The organism is Rhodopseudomonas palustris, from assembly GCF_003226555.1.
Lineage (GTDB): Bacteria > Pseudomonadota > Alphaproteobacteria > Rhizobiales > Xanthobacteraceae > Rhodopseudomonas > Rhodopseudomonas palustris_I.
The window spans coordinates 183,178-202,736 of sequence record NZ_QKQS01000012.1; the positions used below are offsets into that span (position 1 = coordinate 183,178).

Annotated in this window: 26 protein-coding genes and 1 pseudogene; 5 read left to right on the forward strand and 22 right to left on the reverse strand. The window is 66.2% G+C overall.

The genetic code is table 11. The features are described 5' to 3' along the window. Window positions 1–2 precede the first annotated feature (2 nt). Genes DNX69_RS07475 through DNX69_RS07485 form a run of 3 tightly spaced genes read right to left on the reverse strand, consistent with a single transcriptional unit; the run spans window position 3 to window position 3,720 of the window. Complete coding sequence (locus tag DNX69_RS07475; protein ID WP_110785381.1) at window positions 3–1,190, reverse strand: acetyl-CoA C-acetyltransferase; 1,188 nt, start codon at window positions 1,188–1,190, stop codon at window positions 3–5. 58 nt (window positions 1,191–1,248) lie between these two features. After that, entirely contained in the window at window positions 1,249–2,016 is a 768-nt protein-coding gene (locus tag DNX69_RS07480) for a 3-hydroxyacyl-CoA dehydrogenase (protein ID WP_110785382.1), read from the reverse strand. A gap of 18 nt (window positions 2,017–2,034) precedes the next feature. Then, window positions 2,035–3,720, reverse strand: a complete 1,686-nt coding sequence (locus DNX69_RS07485) for an AMP-binding protein (RefSeq protein ID WP_110785383.1) — start codon at window positions 3,718–3,720, stop codon at window positions 2,035–2,037. A 150-nt stretch (window positions 3,721–3,870) separates the two neighbouring features. Here DNX69_RS07485 and DNX69_RS07490 point away from each other — a divergent pair, with 150 nt between their 5' ends. After that, complete coding sequence (locus tag DNX69_RS07490; RefSeq protein WP_110785384.1) at window positions 3,871–4,863, forward strand: AraC family transcriptional regulator; 993 nt, start codon at window positions 3,871–3,873, stop codon at window positions 4,861–4,863. A 230-nt stretch (window positions 4,864–5,093) separates the two neighbouring features. Here the strand turns inward: DNX69_RS07490 and DNX69_RS07495 are convergent, their stop codons facing one another. The 11 genes from DNX69_RS07495 to DNX69_RS07550 form a co-directional block, all read right to left on the reverse strand. Next, on the reverse strand, window positions 5,094–5,840 hold the full coding sequence (locus DNX69_RS07495) for a response regulator transcription factor (protein WP_110785385.1): 747 nt from the start codon (window positions 5,838–5,840) through the stop codon (window positions 5,094–5,096). A 139-nt stretch (window positions 5,841–5,979) separates the two neighbouring features. After that, on the reverse strand, window positions 5,980–6,534 hold the full coding sequence (locus DNX69_RS07500; RefSeq protein ID WP_110785386.1) for a flagellar biosynthesis repressor FlbT: 555 nt from the start codon (window positions 6,532–6,534) through the stop codon (window positions 5,980–5,982). A 65-nt stretch (window positions 6,535–6,599) separates the two neighbouring features. Continuing rightward, window positions 6,600–9,275, reverse strand: a complete 2,676-nt coding sequence (locus tag DNX69_RS07505) for a DUF1522 domain-containing protein (RefSeq protein WP_110785387.1) — start codon at window positions 9,273–9,275, stop codon at window positions 6,600–6,602. A gap of 197 nt (window positions 9,276–9,472) precedes the next feature. Then, window positions 9,473–10,111 carry a TIGR02217 family protein gene (locus tag DNX69_RS07510; RefSeq protein WP_110785388.1) on the reverse strand — a complete coding sequence of 213 codons (639 nt, stop codon included), beginning with the start codon at window positions 10,109–10,111 and terminating at the stop codon, window positions 9,473–9,475. A gap of 153 nt (window positions 10,112–10,264) precedes the next feature. Further along, window positions 10,265–10,855 (reverse strand): phage tail tape measure protein, encoded by a 591-nt coding sequence (locus DNX69_RS07520; RefSeq protein WP_110785390.1) that lies wholly within the window; start codon window positions 10,853–10,855, stop codon window positions 10,265–10,267. Next, window positions 10,852–11,055 (reverse strand): rcc01693 family protein, encoded by a 204-nt coding sequence (locus DNX69_RS07525; RefSeq protein ID WP_110785391.1) that lies wholly within the window; start codon window positions 11,053–11,055, stop codon window positions 10,852–10,854. The genes DNX69_RS07520 and DNX69_RS07525 overlap by 4 nt, the downstream gene beginning before the upstream one ends. Next, entirely contained in the window at window positions 11,052–11,369 is a 318-nt protein-coding gene (locus tag DNX69_RS07530) for a gene transfer agent family protein (RefSeq protein WP_110785392.1), read from the reverse strand. The genes DNX69_RS07525 and DNX69_RS07530 overlap by 4 nt, the downstream gene beginning before the upstream one ends. 8 nt (window positions 11,370–11,377) lie before the next feature. Beyond that, the gene (locus DNX69_RS07535; protein WP_110785393.1) at window positions 11,378–11,785 is read right to left on the reverse strand and encodes a phage major tail protein, TP901-1 family; all 408 of its coding nucleotides are present in this window, start codon (window positions 11,783–11,785) and stop codon (window positions 11,378–11,380) included. A 12-nt stretch (window positions 11,786–11,797) separates the two neighbouring features. Beyond that, window positions 11,798–12,208 carry a DUF3168 domain-containing protein gene (locus DNX69_RS07540; RefSeq protein ID WP_110785394.1) on the reverse strand — a complete coding sequence of 137 codons (411 nt, stop codon included), beginning with the start codon at window positions 12,206–12,208 and terminating at the stop codon, window positions 11,798–11,800. Continuing rightward, entirely contained in the window at window positions 12,205–12,525 is a 321-nt protein-coding gene (locus DNX69_RS07545; RefSeq protein WP_110785395.1) for a head-tail adaptor protein, read from the reverse strand. Before DNX69_RS07545 ends, DNX69_RS07540 begins: the two co-directional genes overlap by 4 nt. Next, window positions 12,522–13,088, reverse strand: coding sequence for a head-tail connector protein (locus DNX69_RS07550; protein WP_110785396.1), 567 nt, complete (start codon window positions 13,086–13,088; stop codon window positions 12,522–12,524). Before DNX69_RS07550 ends, DNX69_RS07545 begins: the two co-directional genes overlap by 4 nt. A 65-nt stretch (window positions 13,089–13,153) precedes the next feature. Here DNX69_RS07550 and DNX69_RS07555 point away from each other — a divergent pair, with 65 nt between their 5' ends. Next, window positions 13,154–13,921, forward strand: a complete 768-nt coding sequence (locus DNX69_RS07555; RefSeq protein WP_110785397.1) for a S1 family peptidase — start codon at window positions 13,154–13,156, stop codon at window positions 13,919–13,921. Window positions 13,922–13,994: 73 nt separating this feature from the next. Then, window positions 13,995–14,303 carry a hypothetical protein gene (locus DNX69_RS07560; protein WP_110785398.1) on the forward strand — a complete coding sequence of 103 codons (309 nt, stop codon included), beginning with the start codon at window positions 13,995–13,997 and terminating at the stop codon, window positions 14,301–14,303. Window positions 14,304–14,410: 107 nt separating this feature from the next. Here DNX69_RS07560 and DNX69_RS07565 read toward each other — a convergent pair. The 8 genes and pseudogenes from DNX69_RS07565 to DNX69_RS07600 all read right to left on the reverse strand — a co-directional run. Next, a pseudogene (locus tag DNX69_RS07565) lies at window positions 14,411–14,548 on the reverse strand (ATP-binding protein); the annotation flags it as partial. 23 nt (window positions 14,549–14,571) lie between these two features. Next, window positions 14,572–15,537: a tyrosine-type recombinase/integrase gene (locus tag DNX69_RS07570; protein WP_234826891.1), complete on the reverse strand. Its 966-nt coding sequence runs from the start codon at window positions 15,535–15,537 to the stop codon at window positions 14,572–14,574. A gap of 103 nt (window positions 15,538–15,640) precedes the next feature. After that, window positions 15,641–15,832 carry a helix-turn-helix transcriptional regulator gene (locus tag DNX69_RS07575; RefSeq protein ID WP_207803123.1) on the reverse strand — a complete coding sequence of 64 codons (192 nt, stop codon included), beginning with the start codon at window positions 15,830–15,832 and terminating at the stop codon, window positions 15,641–15,643. A 90-nt stretch (window positions 15,833–15,922) separates the two neighbouring features. After that, window positions 15,923–16,207: a hypothetical protein gene (locus DNX69_RS07580; protein WP_207803124.1), complete on the reverse strand. Its 285-nt coding sequence runs from the start codon at window positions 16,205–16,207 to the stop codon at window positions 15,923–15,925. 9 nt (window positions 16,208–16,216) lie between these two features. Continuing rightward, on the reverse strand, window positions 16,217–16,549 hold the full coding sequence (locus DNX69_RS07585) for a hypothetical protein (protein WP_133255982.1): 333 nt from the start codon (window positions 16,547–16,549) through the stop codon (window positions 16,217–16,219). 4 nt (window positions 16,550–16,553) lie between these two features. After that, window positions 16,554–17,156, reverse strand: coding sequence for a hypothetical protein (locus DNX69_RS07590; RefSeq protein ID WP_110785402.1), 603 nt, complete (start codon window positions 17,154–17,156; stop codon window positions 16,554–16,556). Window positions 17,157–17,310: 154 nt separating this feature from the next. Continuing rightward, complete coding sequence (locus DNX69_RS07595; RefSeq protein WP_110785403.1) at window positions 17,311–17,835, reverse strand: hypothetical protein; 525 nt, start codon at window positions 17,833–17,835, stop codon at window positions 17,311–17,313. A gap of 150 nt (window positions 17,836–17,985) precedes the next feature. Beyond that, on the reverse strand, window positions 17,986–18,231 hold the full coding sequence (locus DNX69_RS07600) for a hypothetical protein (protein ID WP_133255983.1): 246 nt from the start codon (window positions 18,229–18,231) through the stop codon (window positions 17,986–17,988). 811 nt (window positions 18,232–19,042) lie between these two features. On the opposite strand from DNX69_RS07600, the gene DNX69_RS07605 reads away from it, so the two are divergent. Both DNX69_RS07605 and DNX69_RS26065 read left to right on the forward strand, forming a co-directional pair. Then, window positions 19,043–19,267 (forward strand): hypothetical protein, encoded by a 225-nt coding sequence (locus tag DNX69_RS07605; RefSeq protein WP_110785405.1) that lies wholly within the window; start codon window positions 19,043–19,045, stop codon window positions 19,265–19,267. A 42-nt stretch (window positions 19,268–19,309) separates the two neighbouring features. Beyond that, window positions 19,310–19,549 (forward strand): hypothetical protein, encoded by a 240-nt coding sequence (locus DNX69_RS26065; protein ID WP_133255984.1) that lies wholly within the window; start codon window positions 19,310–19,312, stop codon window positions 19,547–19,549. The last annotated feature ends 10 nt before the right edge of the window (window positions 19,550–19,559 follow it).

Below are 19,559 nucleotides of genomic sequence, written 5' to 3' on the forward strand. Positions count from 1 at the left end.
GCTCACGACAACCGCTCGACCGCGACGGCGGTGGCTTCGCCGCCGCCGATGCACAGCGAGGCGATGCCGCGCTTGAGGTCATACTTCTCCAGTGCGGCCAGCAGCGTCACCAGCACGCGCGCGCCGGAAGCGCCGATCGGGTGGCCGAGCGCGCAGGCGCCGCCATGGACGTTGACCTTGTCGTGCGGCAGGCCGAGGTCGTGCATCGCCGCCAGCGCCACCACCGCGAACGCTTCGTTGACTTCGAACAGATCGACGTCGGCGAGATTCCAACCCGTGCGTTCGCTGAGCTTGCGGATCGCGCCGATCGGCGCGGTGGCGAACAGCGCCGGCTCATGCGCGTGGGTGGAATGGCCGACGATCGCCGCGAGCGGCTTCAGGCCGCGCTTGTCGGCTTCGGAGCGGCGCATCAGCACCAGCGCCGCGGCTCCGTCGGAAATCGACGACGAGTTCGCCGCCGTCACGGTGCCGCCGTCGCGGAAGGCCGGCTTCAGCGTCGGGATCTTGTCGAGCTTGGCCTTCAGCGGCTGCTCGTCGGTAGTGACGGTGATGTCCGACTTGCCGGCCTTGATCGTCACCGGCGTGATTTCGCGGGCGAACGAGCCGTCCTTGATCGCGGCCTGGGCGCGGGTCAGCGAGGTGATGGCGAAATTGTCCTGGGTCTCGCGGGTGAACTGATAGCTTTGCGCACAGTCCTCCGCGAAGGTGCCCATCAGCCGGCCCTTGTCGTAGGCGTCTTCCAGGCCGTCGAGGAACATGTGGTCGAGCACCCGGCCGTGGCCCATCCGGTAGCCGCCGCGGGCGCGGTCGAGCAGATACGGCGCATTGGTCATGCTCTCCATGCCGCCGGCGACCGCCACGGTGGCGCTGCCGGCGATCAAGAGATCATGCGCCAGCATCGCCGCCTTCATGCCGGAGCCGCACATCTTGTTCACGGTGGTGCAGCCCACCGACAGCGGCAGCCCGGCGCCGAGCGAAGCCTGCCGCGCCGGGGCCTGGCCCTGGCCGGCCGGCAGCACGCAGCCGAACACCACTTCGTCGATCGCATCCGGCTTCAGGCCGGCGCGCTCCACCGCGGCCGAGATCGCGGCAGAGCCGAGCTGGGATGCGGTGGCGTCCTTCAGTTCGCCCTGAAAGCCGCCCATCGGAGTCCGCGCGGAGCCGACGATAACGATAGGATCGTGGGTCATGGGAGTTCTCCCTGGATTTTGGTTTGTTTGATCGAATGAGTAGAGATATCGCCGCGCCTCAGCGCGGCGCCATCCGCAGTGCACCGTCGAGGCGGATCACCTCGCCGTTCAGCATCGTATTCTCGCAGATCGCCTTCACCAGCGCGGCATATTCGGCCGGCCGGCCGAGCCGCGGCGGGAACGGCACGCTCTTGCCGAGCGCATCCTGCACCGGCTGCGGCATCCCGGCCATCATCGGCGTTTCGAAGATGCCGGGCGCGATCGTCACCACGCGAATGCCGTGCTGCGCCAGTTCGCGCGCGATCGGCAGCGTCATCGCGGCGACGCCGCCCTTGGAGGCCGAATACGCCGCCTGCCCGATCTGGCCGTCGAACGCCGCGACCGAGGCGGTGTTGATGATCACCCCGCGTTCGCCCTCGGCGTCGGGCTGCTCCTTGCTCATCGCCTCGGCGGCGAGCCGGATCATGTTGAAGCTGCCGATCAGGTTGATGGTAATCGCCCGGGCGAAACTGTCGAGCTTGTGCGGGCCGTTGCGGCCGAGCACCTTTTCGCCCGGCGCCACGCCGGCGCAGTTCACCAGTCCGTTGACGTGGCCGAACACGTCCAGCGCCAGCTTCACCGCTGCCTCGGCGTCCTCGGCCTTGGTGACGTCGGTGGCGAGAAAGCGGAAGCTCGCCCCGAGGTCCTGCTCGAGCTTGGCGCCGGCCTCGGCGTTGAGATCGAGGCCGACCACTTTGGCGCCGCCGGCGACCAGCATGCGGGCGGTGGCGGCACCGAGACCGGACGCGGCGCCGGTGACGAGGAAGACGCGATCATTGATATTCATGGCGATACGATCCGTGTTTCAAACTGCGGCAGACGAGGTGGCCGGGGCGGGCTCGGAATCGCGCTTGCGCAGGATGAAGCGCTGCAGCTTGCCGCTCGGCGTCTTCGGCAGTTGCTCCAGGAATTCGATCTCGCGCGGATAGGCGTGCGCGGACAGCCGCTTCTTGACGTATTGCCGAAGCTCCTCGGCCAGCGCCTCGCTCGGCGCGACATCCTTGGCGAGCACCACATAGGCTTTGACGATCTCGGTGCGCTCGGGATCGGGCTTGCCGATCACCGCCGCCTCGATCACCGCGGCGTGCTCGATCAGCGCGCTCTCGACGTCGAACGGACCGATGCGATAGCCCGACGAGGTGATGACGTCGTCGGCGCGGCCGACGAAGCTGATCGAGCCATCCGGCTCCAGCTCGACGGTGTCGCCAGTGCGGTAGTAACCGCCTTCGATCGCCGGCGTCTCCTGCTGCCAATAGCCGGAGAACCACATCAGCGGCGAACGCTTCAGATCGACGCTCAGCACGCCCGGGACGTTCGGCGGCAGTTCGTTGCTCTGCTCGTCGAGCACTGCGACGCGGAAGCCCGGCATCGCCAGGCCGGCGGAGCCCGGATGCACGGTGTGGCGCAGGCGGTGGTGATTGTTGACCACCATGCCGAGTTCGGTCTGGCCGTAGTGATCGTGGATCGGCGTGGCGAGATGCTCGGCGAACCAGCGGATCACTTCCGGATTGAGCGGCTCGCCGGCGCTGCTGACGACGCGAAGCTGGCCCTTCACCGCCGCTGCGGCTTCCGGACCCGCTGCGATCAGCAGCCGATAGGCGGTCGGTGCGCCGGCCAGATTGGTGATGCCGCGGCGCTTGATCAGGCCGTAGGTGCTCTCGGCGGTGAACGGACCGTCGTAGAACGTGGTGGCATGGCCGTGCAGCAGCGGGCCGGTGACCGCGTAGTACAAGCCATAGGCCCAGCCCGGGTCGGCGATGTTCCAGAAGATGTCATCGGGGCGCAGATCGACCGCATCGCGGATGTACGAATAGAACGCCGGCAGCGCGTTGATCGGCACCGGCACGCCCTTCGGCAGGCCGGTGGTGCCGGAGGTCGACATCATCAGGAACAGGTCGGTGCCCTTGCGCAGCACCGGCGCGAACTCGGTCGATTGCGCCGCGATCTCGGCATGGAAATCGAGATCACCGAGCGGCGCGGTCTCGCCGGGCCGGAGCACGATCGCCACCGTCGGGCAATCGGCGACGTCGGCGAGCTTGGCGCGGTTGGCGAGATCGGTGACCACCAGCTTGGCGGCACTCATCTTGACGCGGTGCTCGATCGCCTTGGGACCGAACGCGGTAAACAGCGGCTGATACACCGCGCCGGCACGCCAGGTGCCGAGGATCAGCGCCAGCAGCTCGGGCGTGCGCGGCAACATGCCGGCCACCACGTCGCCGGGCTTCACGCCCTGCGCGACCAGCAGATTGGCCACCCGCGCCGCATAGTCCTTCATCTGGGCAAAGCTGAAGGAGGCGGTGCGGCCGTCCTGGCTCTCCCAATCCAGCGCCGTGCCGCCGCCCGCGACATGACGGTCGCAGCATTCGACGCAGACATTGATGCCGGTCGCGAAATCGCCGTCGAACAGCGCTTCGAGGTCCTCGCGGCGAAACCGCGCCAGGACGTCGGCATAATCTTCGATGGCTGCGACCGCAGGATGGGCGTTGCTCATGGTGTTTCTTCCCCTGCCCTCGTTTGGCACGAGGGTCCGACGCGAGTGGATTCACGGGCCGGATTAAGCGGCGGAGCCCTGTGGCTTTCTAGGACCAAATTGACCTAGATTTGTGATCGGTTTTGCCACTTTCGAGGAAGGAGCGGACGATTGGAGCGGCGGACGATTGCGCCTTTGTTCGTCGAAGAGGTCGCCGATTGCCTGCGCCGGGCCGGCATCGCACCCGGACCGGTGTTCGCTTCTGCGGGCCTGCCGGAGGTGGTGCGCGAGCGCGTCTCGGCCGCCGAATTCGGCGCGCTGTGGCTGGCGGTGGCCGCGGCGATGGACGATGAGTTCTTCGGCCTCGGCGGGCGGCCGATGCGGCCGGGCTCGTTCACGCTGCTCGGCCACGCGGTGCTCCACGCCGGAACGCTGCAGCAGGCACTGAACCGCGGGCTACGTTTCCTGAAGATCGCACTGGACGATCCCAGCGGCGAATTGCGGATCGAAGACGGCCTCGCCCGCATCGTGCTGCGGGACGAGACCGCGCCGCGCTCGGCTTTCGCCTATCGCACGTTCTGGATCATGGTGCACGGCATCGCCTGCTGGCTGGTCGGCCGGCGGTTGCCGCTGCGCCGGGTGGATTTCGCCTGCGGCCCGCCGGCCTTTGCCGCCGACTATCGCTCGTTCTTCGGCGCGCCGGTGCGGTTCGGTCAGCCGGAGAGCGCGCTGGTGTTCGATGCCGCGTTTCTCGAGCTGCGCACCAATCGCACCGAACGCGCGCTGAAAGAGTTTCTGCGCCGCGCGCCGGCGAACATTCTGGTCCGCTACCGCCACGACGCGACCTTGACCGCGGCGATCCGCACGACATTGCGAGCGAGGCCACCGACCGCGTGGCCGAATTTCGAGACGCTGGCCAAGCAGATGAAGATCCCAGCCTCGACGCTGCGCCGCCGCCTCAGCGCCGAAGGGCAGACCTATCAATCGATCAAGGACGAGATCCGCCGTGCGCTCGCGATCCGCTGGCTGGCGGAGAACCAGAAGCCGGTCGGCGACATCGCGGCCGATCTCGGTTTCGCCGAGCCCAGCGCATTCCACCGCGCGTTCCGGAAATGGATGGCGAAAAGTCCCGGCGCATTCCGCCGCGAGGCGATCGGGGGCTGAGGCCTCGCGCATAAAGCAATCCTGTTTTCGATAAAATCGAAGCCGCGCTTCGGAGAGCCTGCAACGGGCAGAGCCTCATGGTGAGGAGGCGCGTAGCGCCGTCTCGAACCATGTGACGCAGGGAATGCGTGGCCCCATCCTTCGAGACGCCCGGCTTCGCCGGACTCCTCAGGATGAGGACTCAGTGCCTTCGGAAAGGTCGGATCGTTTCAATCAAACGATGAACTGCTCTAGGCTCCCGAGGGAATTCCCAAAGCTTCGCTGTTGCGCATCGCCACCAGCGCCGCCTGGGTGCGATTGGCGACGTTCAGCTTCTGGATGATGCCGGCCACCTGAGACTTGACCGTGAACACGCTCATGTCCCGCTCCTTGGCAATCTGCCGATTGCTTTTCCCGCTCACCAGATAAGGCAGCAGTTCCAATTGTGACGGCGTCAGCTCGCTGAAAACGTTCTGCTCGTCCACCTGCGGCTTGGCGATCGTCAGCGTCGGGGAGCGATCCTGCGACGATGCAAGCGCTTCGACGATCGCGCCGCGGACGGCGCCGATCATCGCGGAATCGACCTGTGCGGTCGCGGCCGCCCCCTGCCCGATCATCAGCGCGGACAGTTCCTGCCGGCCGCCGAGCAGCACCGAAAGATCGATATGCAACACCACGATGGTGTCGGGATTGTCTTCGGACGGCGTCGCGACGATCAGGAAGTGCTTTCGTTCGCCGGCTTCCTCGCGCCAGCTCACGGTCGAGAAAAAGTCGATGCTCTTCTCGGCGAGACTCTTGAAGCCGCGCAGCAATTCCAGCGAATGCCGATCGGGACGAATGCAGGCGTCGAAATAGCTGCTGCCGAGCTTGGGCTTGGCTTGCGCCGAACCGGAGGTCGCCGGCTCATCGCTGGATTCCAGAATCTTGCCGTTCCGATCGATCACCAGGGCGCTGATTCCCACGCCCTTGACGATCTTCGATAGATTCGCGCGCAGCATGACCGCAAGTGTCTGAAACAGTACGTCAAATCGTCCCTGCGAGGGACGGGCGAGAGGCCTGGCCCCGTAATTTTACGGGACCCTAGATCGAGCTTCGAAGAGTCGCCACCCCCAATTTCGGTGACGGACCATGATGCCCTCAGACGGAGCTGTTGCGGGCGTGGCCCGCGCGATATTTCCGGCGATCGCGCACGAACTCGACGGACGGCGGCGTTTGACGATCGCCCTGTTTGATCAGAGCGGGTTCGGACGCCTGTTCGGACCATCCCTCGTCGGTCTCGTCGAGCAGATCGCGATAGATTTTCAACGCGGCGTAGAGCCGATCTTCGCCGATCGCCTTGTTGGCCTTTTCGACGGCGGCTGCAGCAGCGGGCATCTCTTCGAGCAGGCGCTCGGTCGCTTCGGTGTAGCTTTCGATCGTCGCTCCGTCCCGCCGCAAATAAAGCTTCTGCAAACGCAGATAGACTTGGCGCAGGCTGGTGTCGGCGCGATCTTCGAGAATGGTATTCGCTTGGCGCAGGACCGGCGCGAGACCTTCGATCGAGAAGGTCGACGATTCCGTCCAGCCATTGATCAACGTCAGAGCGCCGATCTCGATCCGCTCGAACGGCTTCAGCGTGATCTTCAGCCCGGATGACGGCTTCCGTCGCTGCGTCTTGGCGGCGTGCGTTGCGGTCATCTCGGTGAACGGCATCTGGTCTCTCCAGGATCAGGGAGAAGGAGCCGGCGGCGTCGCCGCCGCCGGCTCCTTCGGTGTCGTTAACGCAGCAACTGCAGGACGCCCTGCTGCGACTGGTTGGCCAGCGACAGCGCGGACACCGCGATCGACTGACGGGTGGTCAGCGCCTGGCTGTTCGCCGCTTCCTCGTTGGTGTCGGCCAGAGTCAGGTTCGCCGAACCGGTCTGCAGCACGTTGATCAGGCTCTTCGAGAAGTCCTGACGGGCCTGCACCACCGACAGGTTCGAACCGAACGCCGAGGCCTGCGACCGCAGCGTGGTCGAGGCGGCGCTCAGCTTGTCGAGAACCGCGTTGGTCGCCTTGTTGTCGATGAAGTCGACGCCAGAGGCCAGATCAGACAGGCCGAGGCCGGTCGGATCGAAGGTGACGCCCTGGATCGAGATCGTCGACTTGCCGGTTTCGTTGAACACCAGCTTCAGGTTGTCGCCGTTCAGCAGGTTGACGCCGTTGAACGAAGCGTCCTGAGCCGTGGTCTTGATCTGGTTCAGGATGTCGTTGAACTGCTTGACCAGACCCGCGCGGGTGTTCTGGGCATTGACGTCCGCCACCGGCGCCTGGGGCGTGGTGAAGGTCAGGCTCGTCAGCGCCGTTCCGCCGAGCACGCCGCCTTCGTTGCCGCCCATAGTGTGGGAGGCGTAGTCGTTGGAGGTCGAGATCGTCAGCTTGCCGGTGGCGTTGTCGATCGACGCCGACATGTTGTTGGCGGCCAGCGCGACATTGAGCTGGGCCAGCGACTTGACGGTGCCGTTGGTGCCGTCGCCGAAGGTGACATTGACGCCCGCACCGCCGTTGAAGGAGGTGAAGGTCAACGACTTGCCGTTCAGGCTGCCGGCGCTCGCACCGCGCGCTGCGGAGAACGAGCTGTCGGTGCCGCTCGGGCCGGTGAGGCCGAGCGCCGACATGGCATTGCCGGTGCCGGTGATGCTGAGATCCGACTGAAGACCGGTCGAGATCTTCAGCATGCCGGTGGACATCGACGAGTTGGCCGTACCGCTGGTGGTCGAGATCACCGCCCCGGCGTTGCCGAGCGTGGCCTTGCGAACACCGGTGGCAAGGTCGATCGCCTTCATCACGTCGTCGAGCGTGCCCTTCTGCAGGTACACCGTCGAGTTGCCGTTACCGTCGGTTTCGACGTTACCGGAGATGCCGGTGTGCGACGCGGACGCCGTCGGCACCGCGGCGTTCTTGAAGGTGATGGTCTTGCCGTTCACATTCAGCGTCGAGCCGTCCTGGATCAGCGTTCCCAGAGTCGTACCGTCGGTGGTGCGCTGCTTGGTCAAGGTCAGCGGGCCGGCGCCGGTCGAGGTGGTCAGGCCGAGATTCTTGAGCAGGTCGGTCGGACCGGTCAGATTCAGGTCGGCACCCGACGAGCTCTGAACCGTGACGATGCCGCCGGCAACGGACGACGCCGTCTGACCGGCGCTGGTCGAGATCGTCGCCACACCATTCGAGATCGAAGCCGACTTGACACCGTTGGCGAGATCGATCGCGGTCAGCACGTCACCGACGGTGGCGTTGGTGAAGTTGCTCTGATTGCCGAGATAGATCGTCGAGTTGCCGTTGCCGTCAGTGCCGATCCGGCCGAGAACACCGGTGCCCGACGCGATGTCGTTGCCCTGCGGCGCGTCCGAGGTCTTGAAGGTGATGGTCTTGCCGTTCACCGACAGCGTGGTGCCATCGGAGATCGCGGTGGAAGACAAACCGCCGTGGGTGTTGAACAGCTGGGTCGAGCCGGTGATATTCGCCGAGCTGGTGGCCGCAGCAGTGTCGACCTTGAATTCGGTCGAGTTGCCCAGCCCGAGCTTGGCCAGCACCGCGCCGCCGGCGTTGTCGCTGATGGTCAGCGGGCTGTTGGTGCCCGAGTGCAGCTCCAGCTTACCGCCGGTCACAGTCGACGCGTTGGTCGTATTGTTGTTCATCGCATCGATGGTCTTGGTCAGGGCCGCCAGGTCCTGATCGAGACCGATCGTGTAGTTGCCTTCGGAATCCGCCTTCGCCGAGCCGGCGGTGGTGAAGGTGATGGTCTTGCCGTTGACGGTGATCGAGTCACCGGAGGCCGGACCGGTCGCAGTGGCGGTGATGCCGTTGGTCAGATCGCTGATCTTGGACGTCGTCGTGGCGGCGCCGCCACCGGTGCCGACGGTCAGCGCTCCACCGAGAGCGGTGTTGTCGGCAGCGCCGACGACGGTGACGGCGGCCGAGGCCGCGATGCTGACGATGTTGCCGCCGAGCGTATCAGTGCCGGAAGCGGCGGTGGTGCCGTACTGCGTGCCGTCGAAGATCACGTTGCTGCTGGCGGCGGCGTTGCTGAAGCTCTGGGTGCCGCGCAGATCGTCGGCAGTGGCGCCGGAGATGGTCGCCGACACGTTCGACTTGGCGGAATAGCCCGCCACGGTCTGCAGAGCCTGGTTGGCGATCGACTTGGCGCTGTCCACCAGCTTGTTCAGCGAGGTGATGCCGGTGTTGGCGGCCTGCAGGATCTGCACGCCGTTGCCGATGCCGTCGAGCAGGTTGTTGATGTCGCTGGCGCGGCTGTCGAGCGAAGCGGCGGTGAAGAAGTTGGTCGGATTGTCGAGCGCCGAGTTCACCTTCTTGCCGGACGACAGGCGGCTTTGGGTGGTGGCGAGCAGATCAGCCGTAGCCTGGAGCGACGAGAGATTCTGGCGAACGGCGTTCGAGAGAACGATACCTGACATGGACTTTTGCCTTTCTGGGCAATGACGTGTCGTTGAGCCGAACTTTTCTGTCGGCTGGCCATTTTCAGTTTCGTCGCGCAAAGGATCGTTGAACCGGCCGACGTCCGACCGGACGTCGCCTTCGCCCGATCGGACGTCCACCGAGCAAGGTTTCGTTCACGCCCGATGCGCCCCCCGGGAGCGAGAAGGCCGCGCGCTCAGACCTTGATCTCGATCAGCGGGATTTTTGGAATCGCGCCGGCCGCAAACGCCGAGAGATCGACTTCGAGGTAATCGGTGTCGAACCGCACCGGCACGTCGAACTGAAAACCCGCGGTCACGGCCGCGCCGGAGGGCGGCAGATGGCCGGGCGCGAAGGTGACGAGGCCGGTCGTTGGATCGCAAGCGAACGCAGCGGCCGCGGCCTCGACGCCGCCGACCGCGACGCGCACGCTGCCGGCAACCGGCTTACTGATCGTCCGCACATAGGGCGCGAAGCCGGCGCCGTAGGTCTTGACGAGCTGATAGCTCGCGCGCGCACCGTCGCCGATGCCGATACCCTGGTCCAGCGCCGACACCGGCGCGCCGGGTGCGGCCGAGCTGCAATCCAGCCGGTCGCGCCAGCGGAAGCCGGTGAGCGGGCCGCGGCGCTCCTCGAAGAACGCCACCACCTGCTGCAAAGCCTCGAAGCTCTTGACGCCGTAGCCGGCATCGTAGCGCCGCCGCGAATCCGCCCAGCGCGCGTTGCGCTGTTCGCGGCCCGAGCCGAAGCCGACGATCTCGGTGCGCCGCTCCGGCCCGCCGGCGCTTTTCAGCGCGACATCGAGCGGAAACAGCACTTCGTGGAATGGGGTCATGCGATGAGTCCTTCATCGTCATTGCGAGGAGCACCCGGATCGGCGCGACGCGCCGTCCGGGCACAGGCTCCGCGGCGAAGCAATCCAGCTCAGTTGCGCGGAGCTGGATTGCTTCGCCTTCGGCTCGCAATGACGTGGATGCAAGGCGGCGAACTACAGACCCCGCTGCCCGCGCGCGACGGCGCGGGCGATCTGGCCGGTCAGATAGCTCTCGGAGCGACGGAAGCTGTCGGCGTCGGGCGTGGCGATCTGGATGTTGACCGTGGTGGCGCCGCCGCTGGAGGCGACGCCGAGCCGGCCATCGGCACCGCGCGCCAGCGGCAGGATCGCCTCTGGCCCGGCCTCGCCGGCAAGACCGACGCCGCCGCCGAGCATCGGGAAGTAGGTCGGCGTGCCGATCACGCCGCCGGCTGCGAACGGCTTGATCGCGCCGCCCGCATTCTTGGCGGTCGTGCCGCCGAACAATCCTGAGAACAGGCTGTCGAAACCGCTGGCGAGGCTGGTGGTCAGCGGCTTCAGCGCCGCCTTCACCGCCAGGTCCGAGACCTTGAGCGCCAGCGACTTCAGCACGTCCTCGAACTGCTTGCCGCCGGTGATCGATTGCGAGAACGCCGAGGTCATCGCCCGCGCGAAACCCTTGGCTTCGCTGCTGAGCGCCTGGGTCTTGGTGGTGAGCTGATCGACCTGCTGCGTCGTCTCCTCGACGCAGCCGCAGTCGCAACTCTCATAGCTATCGCCCGTCATTGCGCAGGCTCCTCGTGATCCGGATAGCACCGCATCAGCTCGTCGAACGCGGCGCGGCCGAGCGACGAGATACCACCGCCGCGCAGGCCGGCGATCGCGGCGGCGAGTTCGCGCGGCGTCATGCGCCAGAACTGATCGGGCGGCAGCCGCAGCACGCCGAGGCCGAACTGCATCGCCTCCGCCCACGGAAACGGCGTCACGCCGCGGCCTCGCCGAAGGTCGCCGCCAGCAGCTCCGCGGCGATGCTGGCGTAGCCGGCGGCGCCGCCCGCGACCGTCATCGCCGCGACCTCGTCGTCGCGCACCGCCTCGCCGGCGCCGCGCAAACCCGCAGCGATGATCCGGACCAGATCGCGCGCCGACAGATGCCCGCTGCCGAAGCGCTGTGCGAGTGCGACGAGATCGGTGGCGGCGAACGCGGCTTCGAGTTCGGCGAGCGCGCCGAGCGTCAGCACCAGCGTGCGGGTCTGGCCGCCGAGTTCGGCTTCGATTTCGCCGCGATGTCTGTTGGCCATGGCATCCCTCACAAGGCGACGAAGCCGAGCGCGCCGGCGCTCTCCAGCGTCAGGTCGAAGGTGACTTCGCCGTTGTGCTCGCCGGCGAATTCGAGGCTGGCGATTTGGAACGGCCCGGTGATGCTGCCGAAATCCGGCACCACCACCTGGCAGTCGCTGATCAGGCCGTTGAAGAAAGCAGTTCGCACCAGCGCGTCGGAGCTTGCATCCTTGAACAGGCCGCGGCCGGAGATCGAGGCGCGGCGCACCCCGGCGCCGGCCAGCAGCTCGCGCCAGCGATCGGCGGATTCGGCGTGGGTGATGTCGACGAGCTCGGCGTTGAACGCGATCTTGCGGCTGCGCAAGCCGGCGACGGTGACGTAGTTGGTGCCGTCGTGGATCTTGAGCAGCAGATCCTTGCCCTTTTGTGCGCCCATGCGCGGCTCCTGCTAACTAACTGGTTCGGTGACGGCGCGAAATCGCACCAAGGCGTGATAGGTCCGGCCGTCGGGCTCGCGGCGGATGTCGGCGAGCGCGAACCGCAGATTGACGAGGCGATGGCCGGACGGGGCCAGCGGCACATCATCCAGCGCCTGCAGCAACGCGCCGGTGATGACATGCGCCTCCTTGTGGCCGCCTTGCCGCGACCAGGCGTGCAGCGTCAATTGATGCTCCTGGGTCGGCGCGTCGTCGGCGGAGACATCGCTGATCCGCGCTTCGCCCAAGGTGACGAACGGAAACGCCGCCTCGCGCGGCGGCGCGTCGTAGATCCGCGGCCCGCCGAGCGCGGCGAGCAGCGCAGGATCGGTGGTGAGCGCGCGGTGGATCGCCGCGCGCAGCGCTACGCTGGCAGGGGTCATGTCTGCTCCGTCTCGGCGTCGATCTCGAGCAGCGCGCCGCGCTCGCGGCTGCGCCAGGCGATGATGCGATACACGCTGTCGCCGTCGGCGAGCCGGTGGGCGCGCGACAGCGTCACCCCGGAGCGCAGCGTGATCTTCACCCGCAGCGCAGCGCGATCAGTATCGGCCGCGACGCCTTCGCGCGCCGCGAGCGGCACCACGCTGGCCCACAGCACCGCCTGCGCCGCAAAACTCCGCACCACGCCGCCCTGCCCGTCGTCGGTCTCGACCGGCGCCAGCAGCGTCAGCCGGCGGCTCAAGCGGCCGGGGTCGATCACAGCGTCACCGCGCGGTAGCCGGCGATCAGCGTCGCGACGCTACCGGGCAGCAGCGCGGCGCTGGTATCAGCCGCGCCGCCACGATTGTCGTACCACTGCGCCACCAGGGTGCGCACCGCGTGGCGCAGCGGCGCCGGCACATCGTCGGGCGCGGTGCCGTAGCCGAGTTCGAGGTCGAGCTCGATGCCGGCGACGGCGCGCCCCGGCTCCGGCAGCGCCCCGGGCGGCGGCGCGATCACGCCGCCGGCGAGGTCGAGCACGAAGCTGGCGGGATCGACATCGTGCGCGACGCCGCGCGCGTCGTAGGTCCGCACCGCGATCAGCGACCGCAGCGGCCCGCCGCGCAGCACGATACGGCCGTCGCGCGGCCAGGCATCGCGCACCAGCCGCCAGCGCTGCGCCAGCAGCATCCGGCCCGTCCAGGCCTCGATCTGGGCGCGCGCCGCCGTCAGCAGCGAAGCAATCACCGCGTCGTCGGCGTCGTGCTCGACGCGCAGGAAACTCTTCAGATCAGTGACGGTCCACGGCTCGGCGGCCGGCCCGGCCAGCAGCAGCATCGGCATGGCGGTTCCTCGTAGGTGATGATCAGTGATTGACAGCGCCGCGGCGGCGGGCGAAACGCGCCGCCATGATCCGCACGCTCACATTCGGCGCTCTGCTCGTCGCCGCGCTGGCCTCACCGGCGGCGGCGCTGGTCGGCGGCGCCCCGGAGGCGACCGGCGCGCTCGGCCGCGCTTTGGTCACCATCGTCGGCTCGCGCGGCAATTTCTGTTCGGGGACGCTGATCGCGCCCGATCTGGTGCTGAGCGCCGCGCACTGCGTCGGCCCCGGCGCCGACTACAAGGTGGTGCAGTACGACGCCCAGCGGCAGCCCAGCCTGCGCGACGTCGCCCGCGTCGCCGCGCATCCGGAGTTCGACATGCGCGCGATCCTCGGCCATCGCGCCAGCGCCGACGTCGCGCTGCTCAAGCTCGCCGCGCCGCTGCCCGGCAAGGCGCCGCTGCCGATCGCGGCGCCGGAGGATCCGCTCGCCGCCGGCCAGGATTTCACGATCGCCGGCATCGGCGTCACCCGGCGCGGCGACGGCAAGAGCGGCGGCACCGCGCGCAGCGCGACGCTGACCGCGACCGGCCGCCCCGGCCGCCTGCAGATCCGCCTGATTGATCCCGCCGCCACCGGCGGCCGCGCCGGCTTAGGTGCCTGCACCGGCGATTCCGGCGGCCCGGCGCTGCAGGCGCAGAACGACCGGCTGGTGGTGGTCGGCGTGGTGTCGTGGTCGACCGGCCCCGGCAACACCGCCGGCTGCGGCGGCCTCACCGGCGTCACCCCGCTGACGCTGTACCGCGACTGGATCGCCCGCACCGCGCAAAGCTGGGGCTCGGCAATGGCGCGGTAGCGGCTCGCACGTTGGTTAATCTTTATTAACCATAATCGCCCACCCTGGCGGCTCCTCACCCCGGAGTGCCGCCATGTTGCGTGTCGTGCTGCTACTGCTGATCGCGTTGCCGTTGGCCCAGCCGGCGCGCGCCGCCGATCTGCCGATGCACAGCAAGATCGGCAGGATCTTCGCCGAGCCGCAACCGAGGCCGCGGGTGCGCCCATCGCTGGAAATGGAAAGCGGCTCGCCGGTGTATGCGCCGGAGGTCGACGTGCCGCCGATCGTGCACGGTTACTACGGCAAGCCGCGGTCATATCTGTATCAGAGCTATTACGGCACCGATCCGAACCTGATCTTCGGCCGCCTGCCCTACGCCTGCGGCTGGTACGGCTACTGCTGAGCGCGCGACGCTCGCGTAGGATGGGTTGAGCGTCAGCGAAACCCATCGGCAACGGAGCACAGCCATGATGGGTTTCGCTGCGCTCAACCCATCCTACGGATTCGCCACTACAACACCCGCATCCTTGGGCCTCCCGCATGGGCGCCGCCGATCAGCGCGGTGATCGCCCACACCAATGCGTCGACCCGGTCCGGCGAGTGGCCGGAGGACAGCCCGGTGGGAGCGAAGTCGCACATTTCATCTTGCGACCTCTAACCCGATGATCCGGCTAGGTTTTTGTTTTACGGTTTTGCGGTGTTTTACAATTCTGTTCGCTGGCCGTTCTGGTCAGCGTCAGCAGGGCGGCCTGTCCGCTGGTCTTGCGATCGGCGAAGCGGCAGTAGCGCTCGATCATCGGCAACGACATTCCGACGATGTCGCCGATCTGCCCCGTCGACAGTCCGGCGCGCCGCAGACGGATCACCGCTGTACAACGCAAGCCATGCAGCGTAACGCCCGCCAGCTCGGGGATCTTGTCCCGCGCCTCCGCAAAGTGGGTGGAGAACAGCTTGCGGGTGTATCGCTCGCCGCTCGCCCGGCCACCCTCTTGCAACAGGAACGGCCCCGGCCGCTTCGTCCACGTTGCCATTTCCGCCGCCAGCTCGGGCACGATCGGGCACCATACGTCGCGCTTTTTCTTCTGTGTGGTAAGTGCGAAGCCGCCCTCTTCGACATCCGTCCAGCCGAGCCTCACAGCATCGCTGCCGCGCATGCCCGTGTAGAGGTAGAGCACCACACCGCGCCGGATCACGCCGGTTAGTTGCGTCATCGCCGCTTCGATCTGTGCCGGCGTCCAAGGTTTGTGCCCGCTGCTCTTGGCGTAGGGCTTCACGCCCTCAGTCAACGAGTGGTCGATATGATCGCGCACCCGCGCCCAAGTCGACAGCGCACGCATGGCGCTCAGAAAGTTGTTCGCCTTTCCGGGCGTCGCCGCCAGATTGTCCATCACCGCTTGAACGTGCACCGGGCGCAGTCCCCGCGCCGGCAGATCGCCCCACGCGAGCCGCGCGGTGCGCAGCGCTCGTTCGTATTGATCGATCGTGCCGGCGGTGATGGTGCCGGCTGTGTTGATGTATTCGAGGTAACCGTCGAGCACCGCGCCGAACGTATCGACATCGACGCCGCCGCCGATGCCCTGCGCCTGACGGATTGCGTTCCAGAACTGCGGCGAGTGCGGGTCGTTCGGCAGCGACACGCGCGGGCCGGCGTGATCGGTCCCGCGGCCTACTTGATAGTAGAAATACTCACGCCCTCGCGAAACGACACGGTGAACGCCCTTCGGCAATTTGACGGCGGACCTATTGCGTGGCCGTGGCATTGCGCGCCCCCATCAGGAACGGGTCAACCGCATCGCTGGTCTTGCAGCCGGACAGAGATCCAAGCGCCATTTGCACGTCGGCCCAGCACCACCGCACACAGCCGGACGACAGCTTGATCGGCTGCGGCAGCACGCCGCGACGGACCATCTCGTAGACTGTCGTTTCTGACACGTCCAATTCGCGCGCAAGCGAGGCGCAGGAGAGATATGCCGGCGGTCTACTGGTCATGAGTGCGACCTCGCCCTCTGGCGGGATGATCGATCAGTTCAGCGCCGGCGCCGCGGCGCCGGTGGTGGTGTCGAAATCGTTCGACGCGCGATCGGCAGCGTGGCCGTGCAGCGGACCAAGTTTCTGCGCCGCCCATTTGTCGAGCTCGGCGAGCGGGTACAGCGCAGTGCGGTTCACCCGATGAAAGCGCGGACCGCCCCCGCGGCTCGCGTACTTCTTCAGTGTCGTCGCCGCGCAGCGCAGGCCGTATCGCTCCCGCAGATAGGCCGCCGCGCGGTCGCGGCGAAGATTTTTGGTGCTGGAGCAATTCGTATCCATCGACAGCTCTCAGCGCCTGAACCACTTCTCGCGGCGCTGCCGGCACTCCTTCTCCGCGGCAGCATCAACGTTTGCGGTCGCGGCAACGTCCTGCGGAGCGGCATCGATTTGCGACAACAGCGGCCCGAGCTTGGCTTCGGCGAAAGCGTCGAGCTCACTAAATGGATACAGCCGCTCGTTGTTGTAGATGTAGAACTTCGGACCTTCGCCGGTTGCCGCGAGCTTCCCGAGCTTCCGCGCCGAGCATTGGACGCGCCAGTTATCGCGTAGATAGTCCGACGCCGCAGTCCCCTTCAGCACACCTCTACGACTCGATTGCCAAACCCCTTTGTCGTCGCTCATTGGATCACTCCTCAGCCTTGCGGGTGCGAGTGCCGGTCTGTCGATCACGGCCTGCGGTGTGGCGAATGATGCCGTTCAGTGTCACCATGAAAAGTACGTCGCTCTCGATCGTGACCGACGTGATGTAGTGAAACAGCAGCGCCTTGCGCATCAGGCTCTTCGAGGCGTCCGCCTCGGGAGAGGACACCGACAGCTTTCCATTGTTCTGCCGAACGATCTCGACTCGGTGGTAGTCCTGAAGGCGGTCGCTTTCGAATGTGTACTCTTCGATTCCGGTCGCCTCATTGAGGGACGGCTTGAAACGCTCCATGAACCCCTCAACATGAGGCACGAAGCTATCGATCAGGCCGAACGCCTCACTCGGCTTGATACCGACCCGGCCCAGCTCCATCACGAACCGCATGCCGATGATGCCGCTGCCGGACCACACCGCCTTGAGGTGCTTGCCCCGTCGATCAGCCAAAGGCTGCGCGCCCTCATCGGGATCGACGTCGAAATAACCGCGCGCCTTCCAGTTCTGCAGCATGCCCTGGTTGAGGCCGGGAACGAGCTCCAGCACGTCGGCTTGCCGGAAACAGAAATCTTCGTAGAGGTCATCGAGGGTCATTCCAAATCAATCGCATGATAAACAACCTTCGTCAAGGTTCTCTATCGCGCGATGCACAACTCTGGAATGTGACAAAAATCCTATCATGCAGCGCCACGGTCGTAAAGCACCGAGGCGACGCGGCCCTCGCAAGCCGCGCCGCCGCCAGAACGGATCAGGCGTAGTAGATCGCCTCGCAAATCGCCCGGTCGCGGTGCGACAGCACGTCGGCGGCGTCTTCCGCGACGGCGCCGGCGAGCGCCGGCGCGAGGGCTTCCAGCGCGCGGATCGCCATCTCGGCTTCGTGGTTGAGGTCATCCGGCGTTTCCTCGGCGCCGCTGGCCAGTTCGTTGAGCGACAGCAGCAAAAGCGCGCCGGCCTTGTTGATCGAAGCGGGCAGCCGCTCGATCTCGGCTTCGATCAACCAGATCGTTTCGAGAATCGGGCGTGTCGTGTCTTCGTAGTCCGTCACTGCCTTTTCCGCCGCCTCCCTGGTGCAGCCAGGCGCATCGTCGATCGCGTGCCAGATCGCGGCGGCGGCGTGGATCTGCTGGGTCAATTCCCGACGCCGCAGCCACAGCGATTCGAGCGCAAGTTCGGCAGCGCCAAGCGGCCGGCGGCCGTCGCTAGCGATCGAAGGTGACGCGATGGTGGCAATAGGTGCGGCGGTTGTGGCAATGGCGGCGATGGCGGTCGTCATGATCAATCTCCGAGATACGCGTTCACTAGGCCCGGCAGAGGCGCCAGACGCGGCCTTGGTGGCAGACGAGCAGCGGCCCGTCGCGGGCAGCGTCAACGAATGGTTAACCATGCTGAGGGTGGCGGCGCGGTGCTGATCCATCACGCCCCCTTAGTGTCGCGAGAGAGAGCCGGCGGCCGCGCAGATCAGCGCGTCGACGTCGCCCGTGAGGATGAAGCTGGCGAAGCTGGGATTATCCATGAAGAAGGGAAACCCCGCCGCCTCTTCGGAAGTGGCATCGCTGACGCCTTCGGCGATCACAGCGAAGAACGCCAGCGCCCGGTCGGCCTCGACGCGGTCGAAGGCGGCGCCGTCGCGCTGCTCGAGCACGGCAGTCACGCGCAGCAAGCGCGCCATGCAGGCGGCAGCCACCGCGCGGTCGCTGCCGGCCGGCACCGGCGAGCGGTGTCGGATCCGGGTTTCGGAGACGAGACGGAGCCCGCGTGGCGGCGGGCACATAGGGTGATGAAGGGTCATTGGTGGCTCGCGGATTAACCGGCTGTCTAGGCCGGGCACCAGCGGCGGGCTGGTACCGGGAGCTAGACAACAGTCCGCGAGAACTGCGCCACGACCTTCCCCGAAGGTCTTGTATAGCCGTGGCACTCCCGGCATAATGAGCCGGTCGCCGCCCACGGTATGGGCGCGGTATCAATTTCAGCGGGTTTATGAGCCCGGCAAGGCTCTTGGCCCGCCTATCGCGGATGAAGCGCAATCCCCGGCAAGGGACCGCTTCGGGAGTTGTCTAGGCTCCGCGATTATCCTGCCACCGAATCAAACGAAAATCCATCCCCACCTCGGGGGCGCCTTGGCGCGCGCGCAGATATGATGGTTGCCCGATTCGGGGAAAGATCGATGCTACCGGGTCGGTGCACATCTCGGCTTCGATCATGCGGTGACCCATGCACAAGCGAGCTGATGCCGAACAGGCGATTCGAAGCCTAGCTCTCGATTGGATGAGTGAATCCGGCTACGAGCAGGCCCCAGGACACTATCCGAGCTTCCTAGCTTTCAAGACGTGGCTAGAAGCCAAGCATTTCAGCCACTACCTACGATTTCGATCAGGCATCAGCGCCGATAGCGAGGCTGAAGGCTGGTTCGAAGATGAAATTAGACGCTATTGGCGGTCAAGAAACTCACGGCTAGGCCTCGATCGGACAGGGCAGTAACTATGACAGAAAAGGTCAACTACAACCGTCAACATGTTGCCAGCGGCTACAGCATTTCGGGTGCTCCGGAGGGTTATGTTCTGACGGCAAAAGACGTTCGCGACGCGATCGCCGATCTCCCCGATGACGCGCATATCATCTTTGGCATCTGCAACTGCGGTGAACAGCTTCAATTCTACCGCTTCAAAACGCGCGGCGAAAATCTGCTGGCGATCGAGTTCGGTTAGGCAGGGCGTCTACATCCTCGGCGGGGCCGTGCGGAGTGCAAAATGACCACCGAAGAAGCTCGCCTGCAAGGCGAAGTACATGGACTACGGATCGCCTTGCGGCTCGTCGTGACGGCGATGAGTGCGGACGACAAAGGCCCAGAAATTATCGCGCTCCTGAGAAGAGAGGCACTTGAAGTGGTGAACACGCCGCCTCCAGGGAATCCTCAATGTTATCAATTATCGGTATTTGACGCCGCCTCACGCGACGCCGTCGAGTTCATTTTCAGTCCGACGGTTTGACTTCAGCAAC

Bases quoted from the DNA above. Each gene is read 5' to 3' on its own strand.
- DNX69_RS07475 (WP_110785381.1), bottom strand. From the start codon at position 1,190: ATGACCCACGATCCTATCGTTATCGTCGGCTCCGCGCGGACTCCGATG.
- DNX69_RS07480 (WP_110785382.1), bottom strand. From the start codon at position 2,016: ATGAATATCAATGATCGCGTCTTCCTCGTCACCGGCGCCGCGTCCGGT.
- DNX69_RS07485 (WP_110785383.1), bottom strand. From the start codon at position 3,720: ATGAGCAACGCCCATCCTGCGGTCGCAGCCATCGAAGATTATGCCGAC.
- DNX69_RS07495 (WP_110785385.1), bottom strand. From the start codon at position 5,840: ATGCTGCGCGCGAATCTATCGAAGATCGTCAAGGGCGTGGGAATCAGC.
- DNX69_RS07500 (WP_110785386.1), bottom strand. From the start codon at position 6,534: ATGCCGTTCACCGAGATGACCGCAACGCACGCCGCCAAGACGCAGCGA.
- DNX69_RS07505 (WP_110785387.1), bottom strand. From the start codon at position 9,275: ATGTCAGGTATCGTTCTCTCGAACGCCGTTCGCCAGAATCTCTCGTCG.
- DNX69_RS07510 (WP_110785388.1), bottom strand. From the start codon at position 10,111: ATGACCCCATTCCACGAAGTGCTGTTTCCGCTCGATGTCGCGCTGAAA.
- DNX69_RS07520 (WP_110785390.1), bottom strand. From the start codon at position 10,855: ATGACGGGCGATAGCTATGAGAGTTGCGACTGCGGCTGCGTCGAGGAG.
- DNX69_RS07530 (WP_110785392.1), bottom strand. From the start codon at position 11,369: ATGGCCAACAGACATCGCGGCGAAATCGAAGCCGAACTCGGCGGCCAG.
- DNX69_RS07535 (WP_110785393.1), bottom strand. From the start codon at position 11,785: ATGGGCGCACAAAAGGGCAAGGATCTGCTGCTCAAGATCCACGACGGC.
- DNX69_RS07540 (WP_110785394.1), bottom strand. From the start codon at position 12,208: ATGACCCCTGCCAGCGTAGCGCTGCGCGCGGCGATCCACCGCGCGCTC.
- DNX69_RS07550 (WP_110785396.1), bottom strand. From the start codon at position 13,088: ATGCCGATGCTGCTGCTGGCCGGGCCGGCCGCCGAGCCGTGGACCGTC.
- DNX69_RS07555 (WP_110785397.1), top strand. From the start codon at position 13,154: ATGATCCGCACGCTCACATTCGGCGCTCTGCTCGTCGCCGCGCTGGCC.
- DNX69_RS07560 (WP_110785398.1), top strand. From the start codon at position 13,995: ATGTTGCGTGTCGTGCTGCTACTGCTGATCGCGTTGCCGTTGGCCCAG.
- DNX69_RS07580 (WP_207803124.1), bottom strand. From the start codon at position 16,207: ATGGATACGAATTGCTCCAGCACCAAAAATCTTCGCCGCGACCGCGCG.
- DNX69_RS07585 (WP_133255982.1), bottom strand. From the start codon at position 16,549: ATGAGCGACGACAAAGGGGTTTGGCAATCGAGTCGTAGAGGTGTGCTG.
- DNX69_RS07590 (WP_110785402.1), bottom strand. From the start codon at position 17,156: ATGACCCTCGATGACCTCTACGAAGATTTCTGTTTCCGGCAAGCCGAC.
- DNX69_RS07595 (WP_110785403.1), bottom strand. From the start codon at position 17,835: ATGACGACCGCCATCGCCGCCATTGCCACAACCGCCGCACCTATTGCC.
- DNX69_RS07600 (WP_133255983.1), bottom strand. From the start codon at position 18,231: ATGGCGCGCTTGCTGCGCGTGACTGCCGTGCTCGAGCAGCGCGACGGC.
- DNX69_RS07605 (WP_110785405.1), top strand. From the start codon at position 19,043: ATGACAGAAAAGGTCAACTACAACCGTCAACATGTTGCCAGCGGCTAC.
- DNX69_RS26065 (WP_133255984.1), top strand. From the start codon at position 19,310: ATGACCACCGAAGAAGCTCGCCTGCAAGGCGAAGTACATGGACTACGG.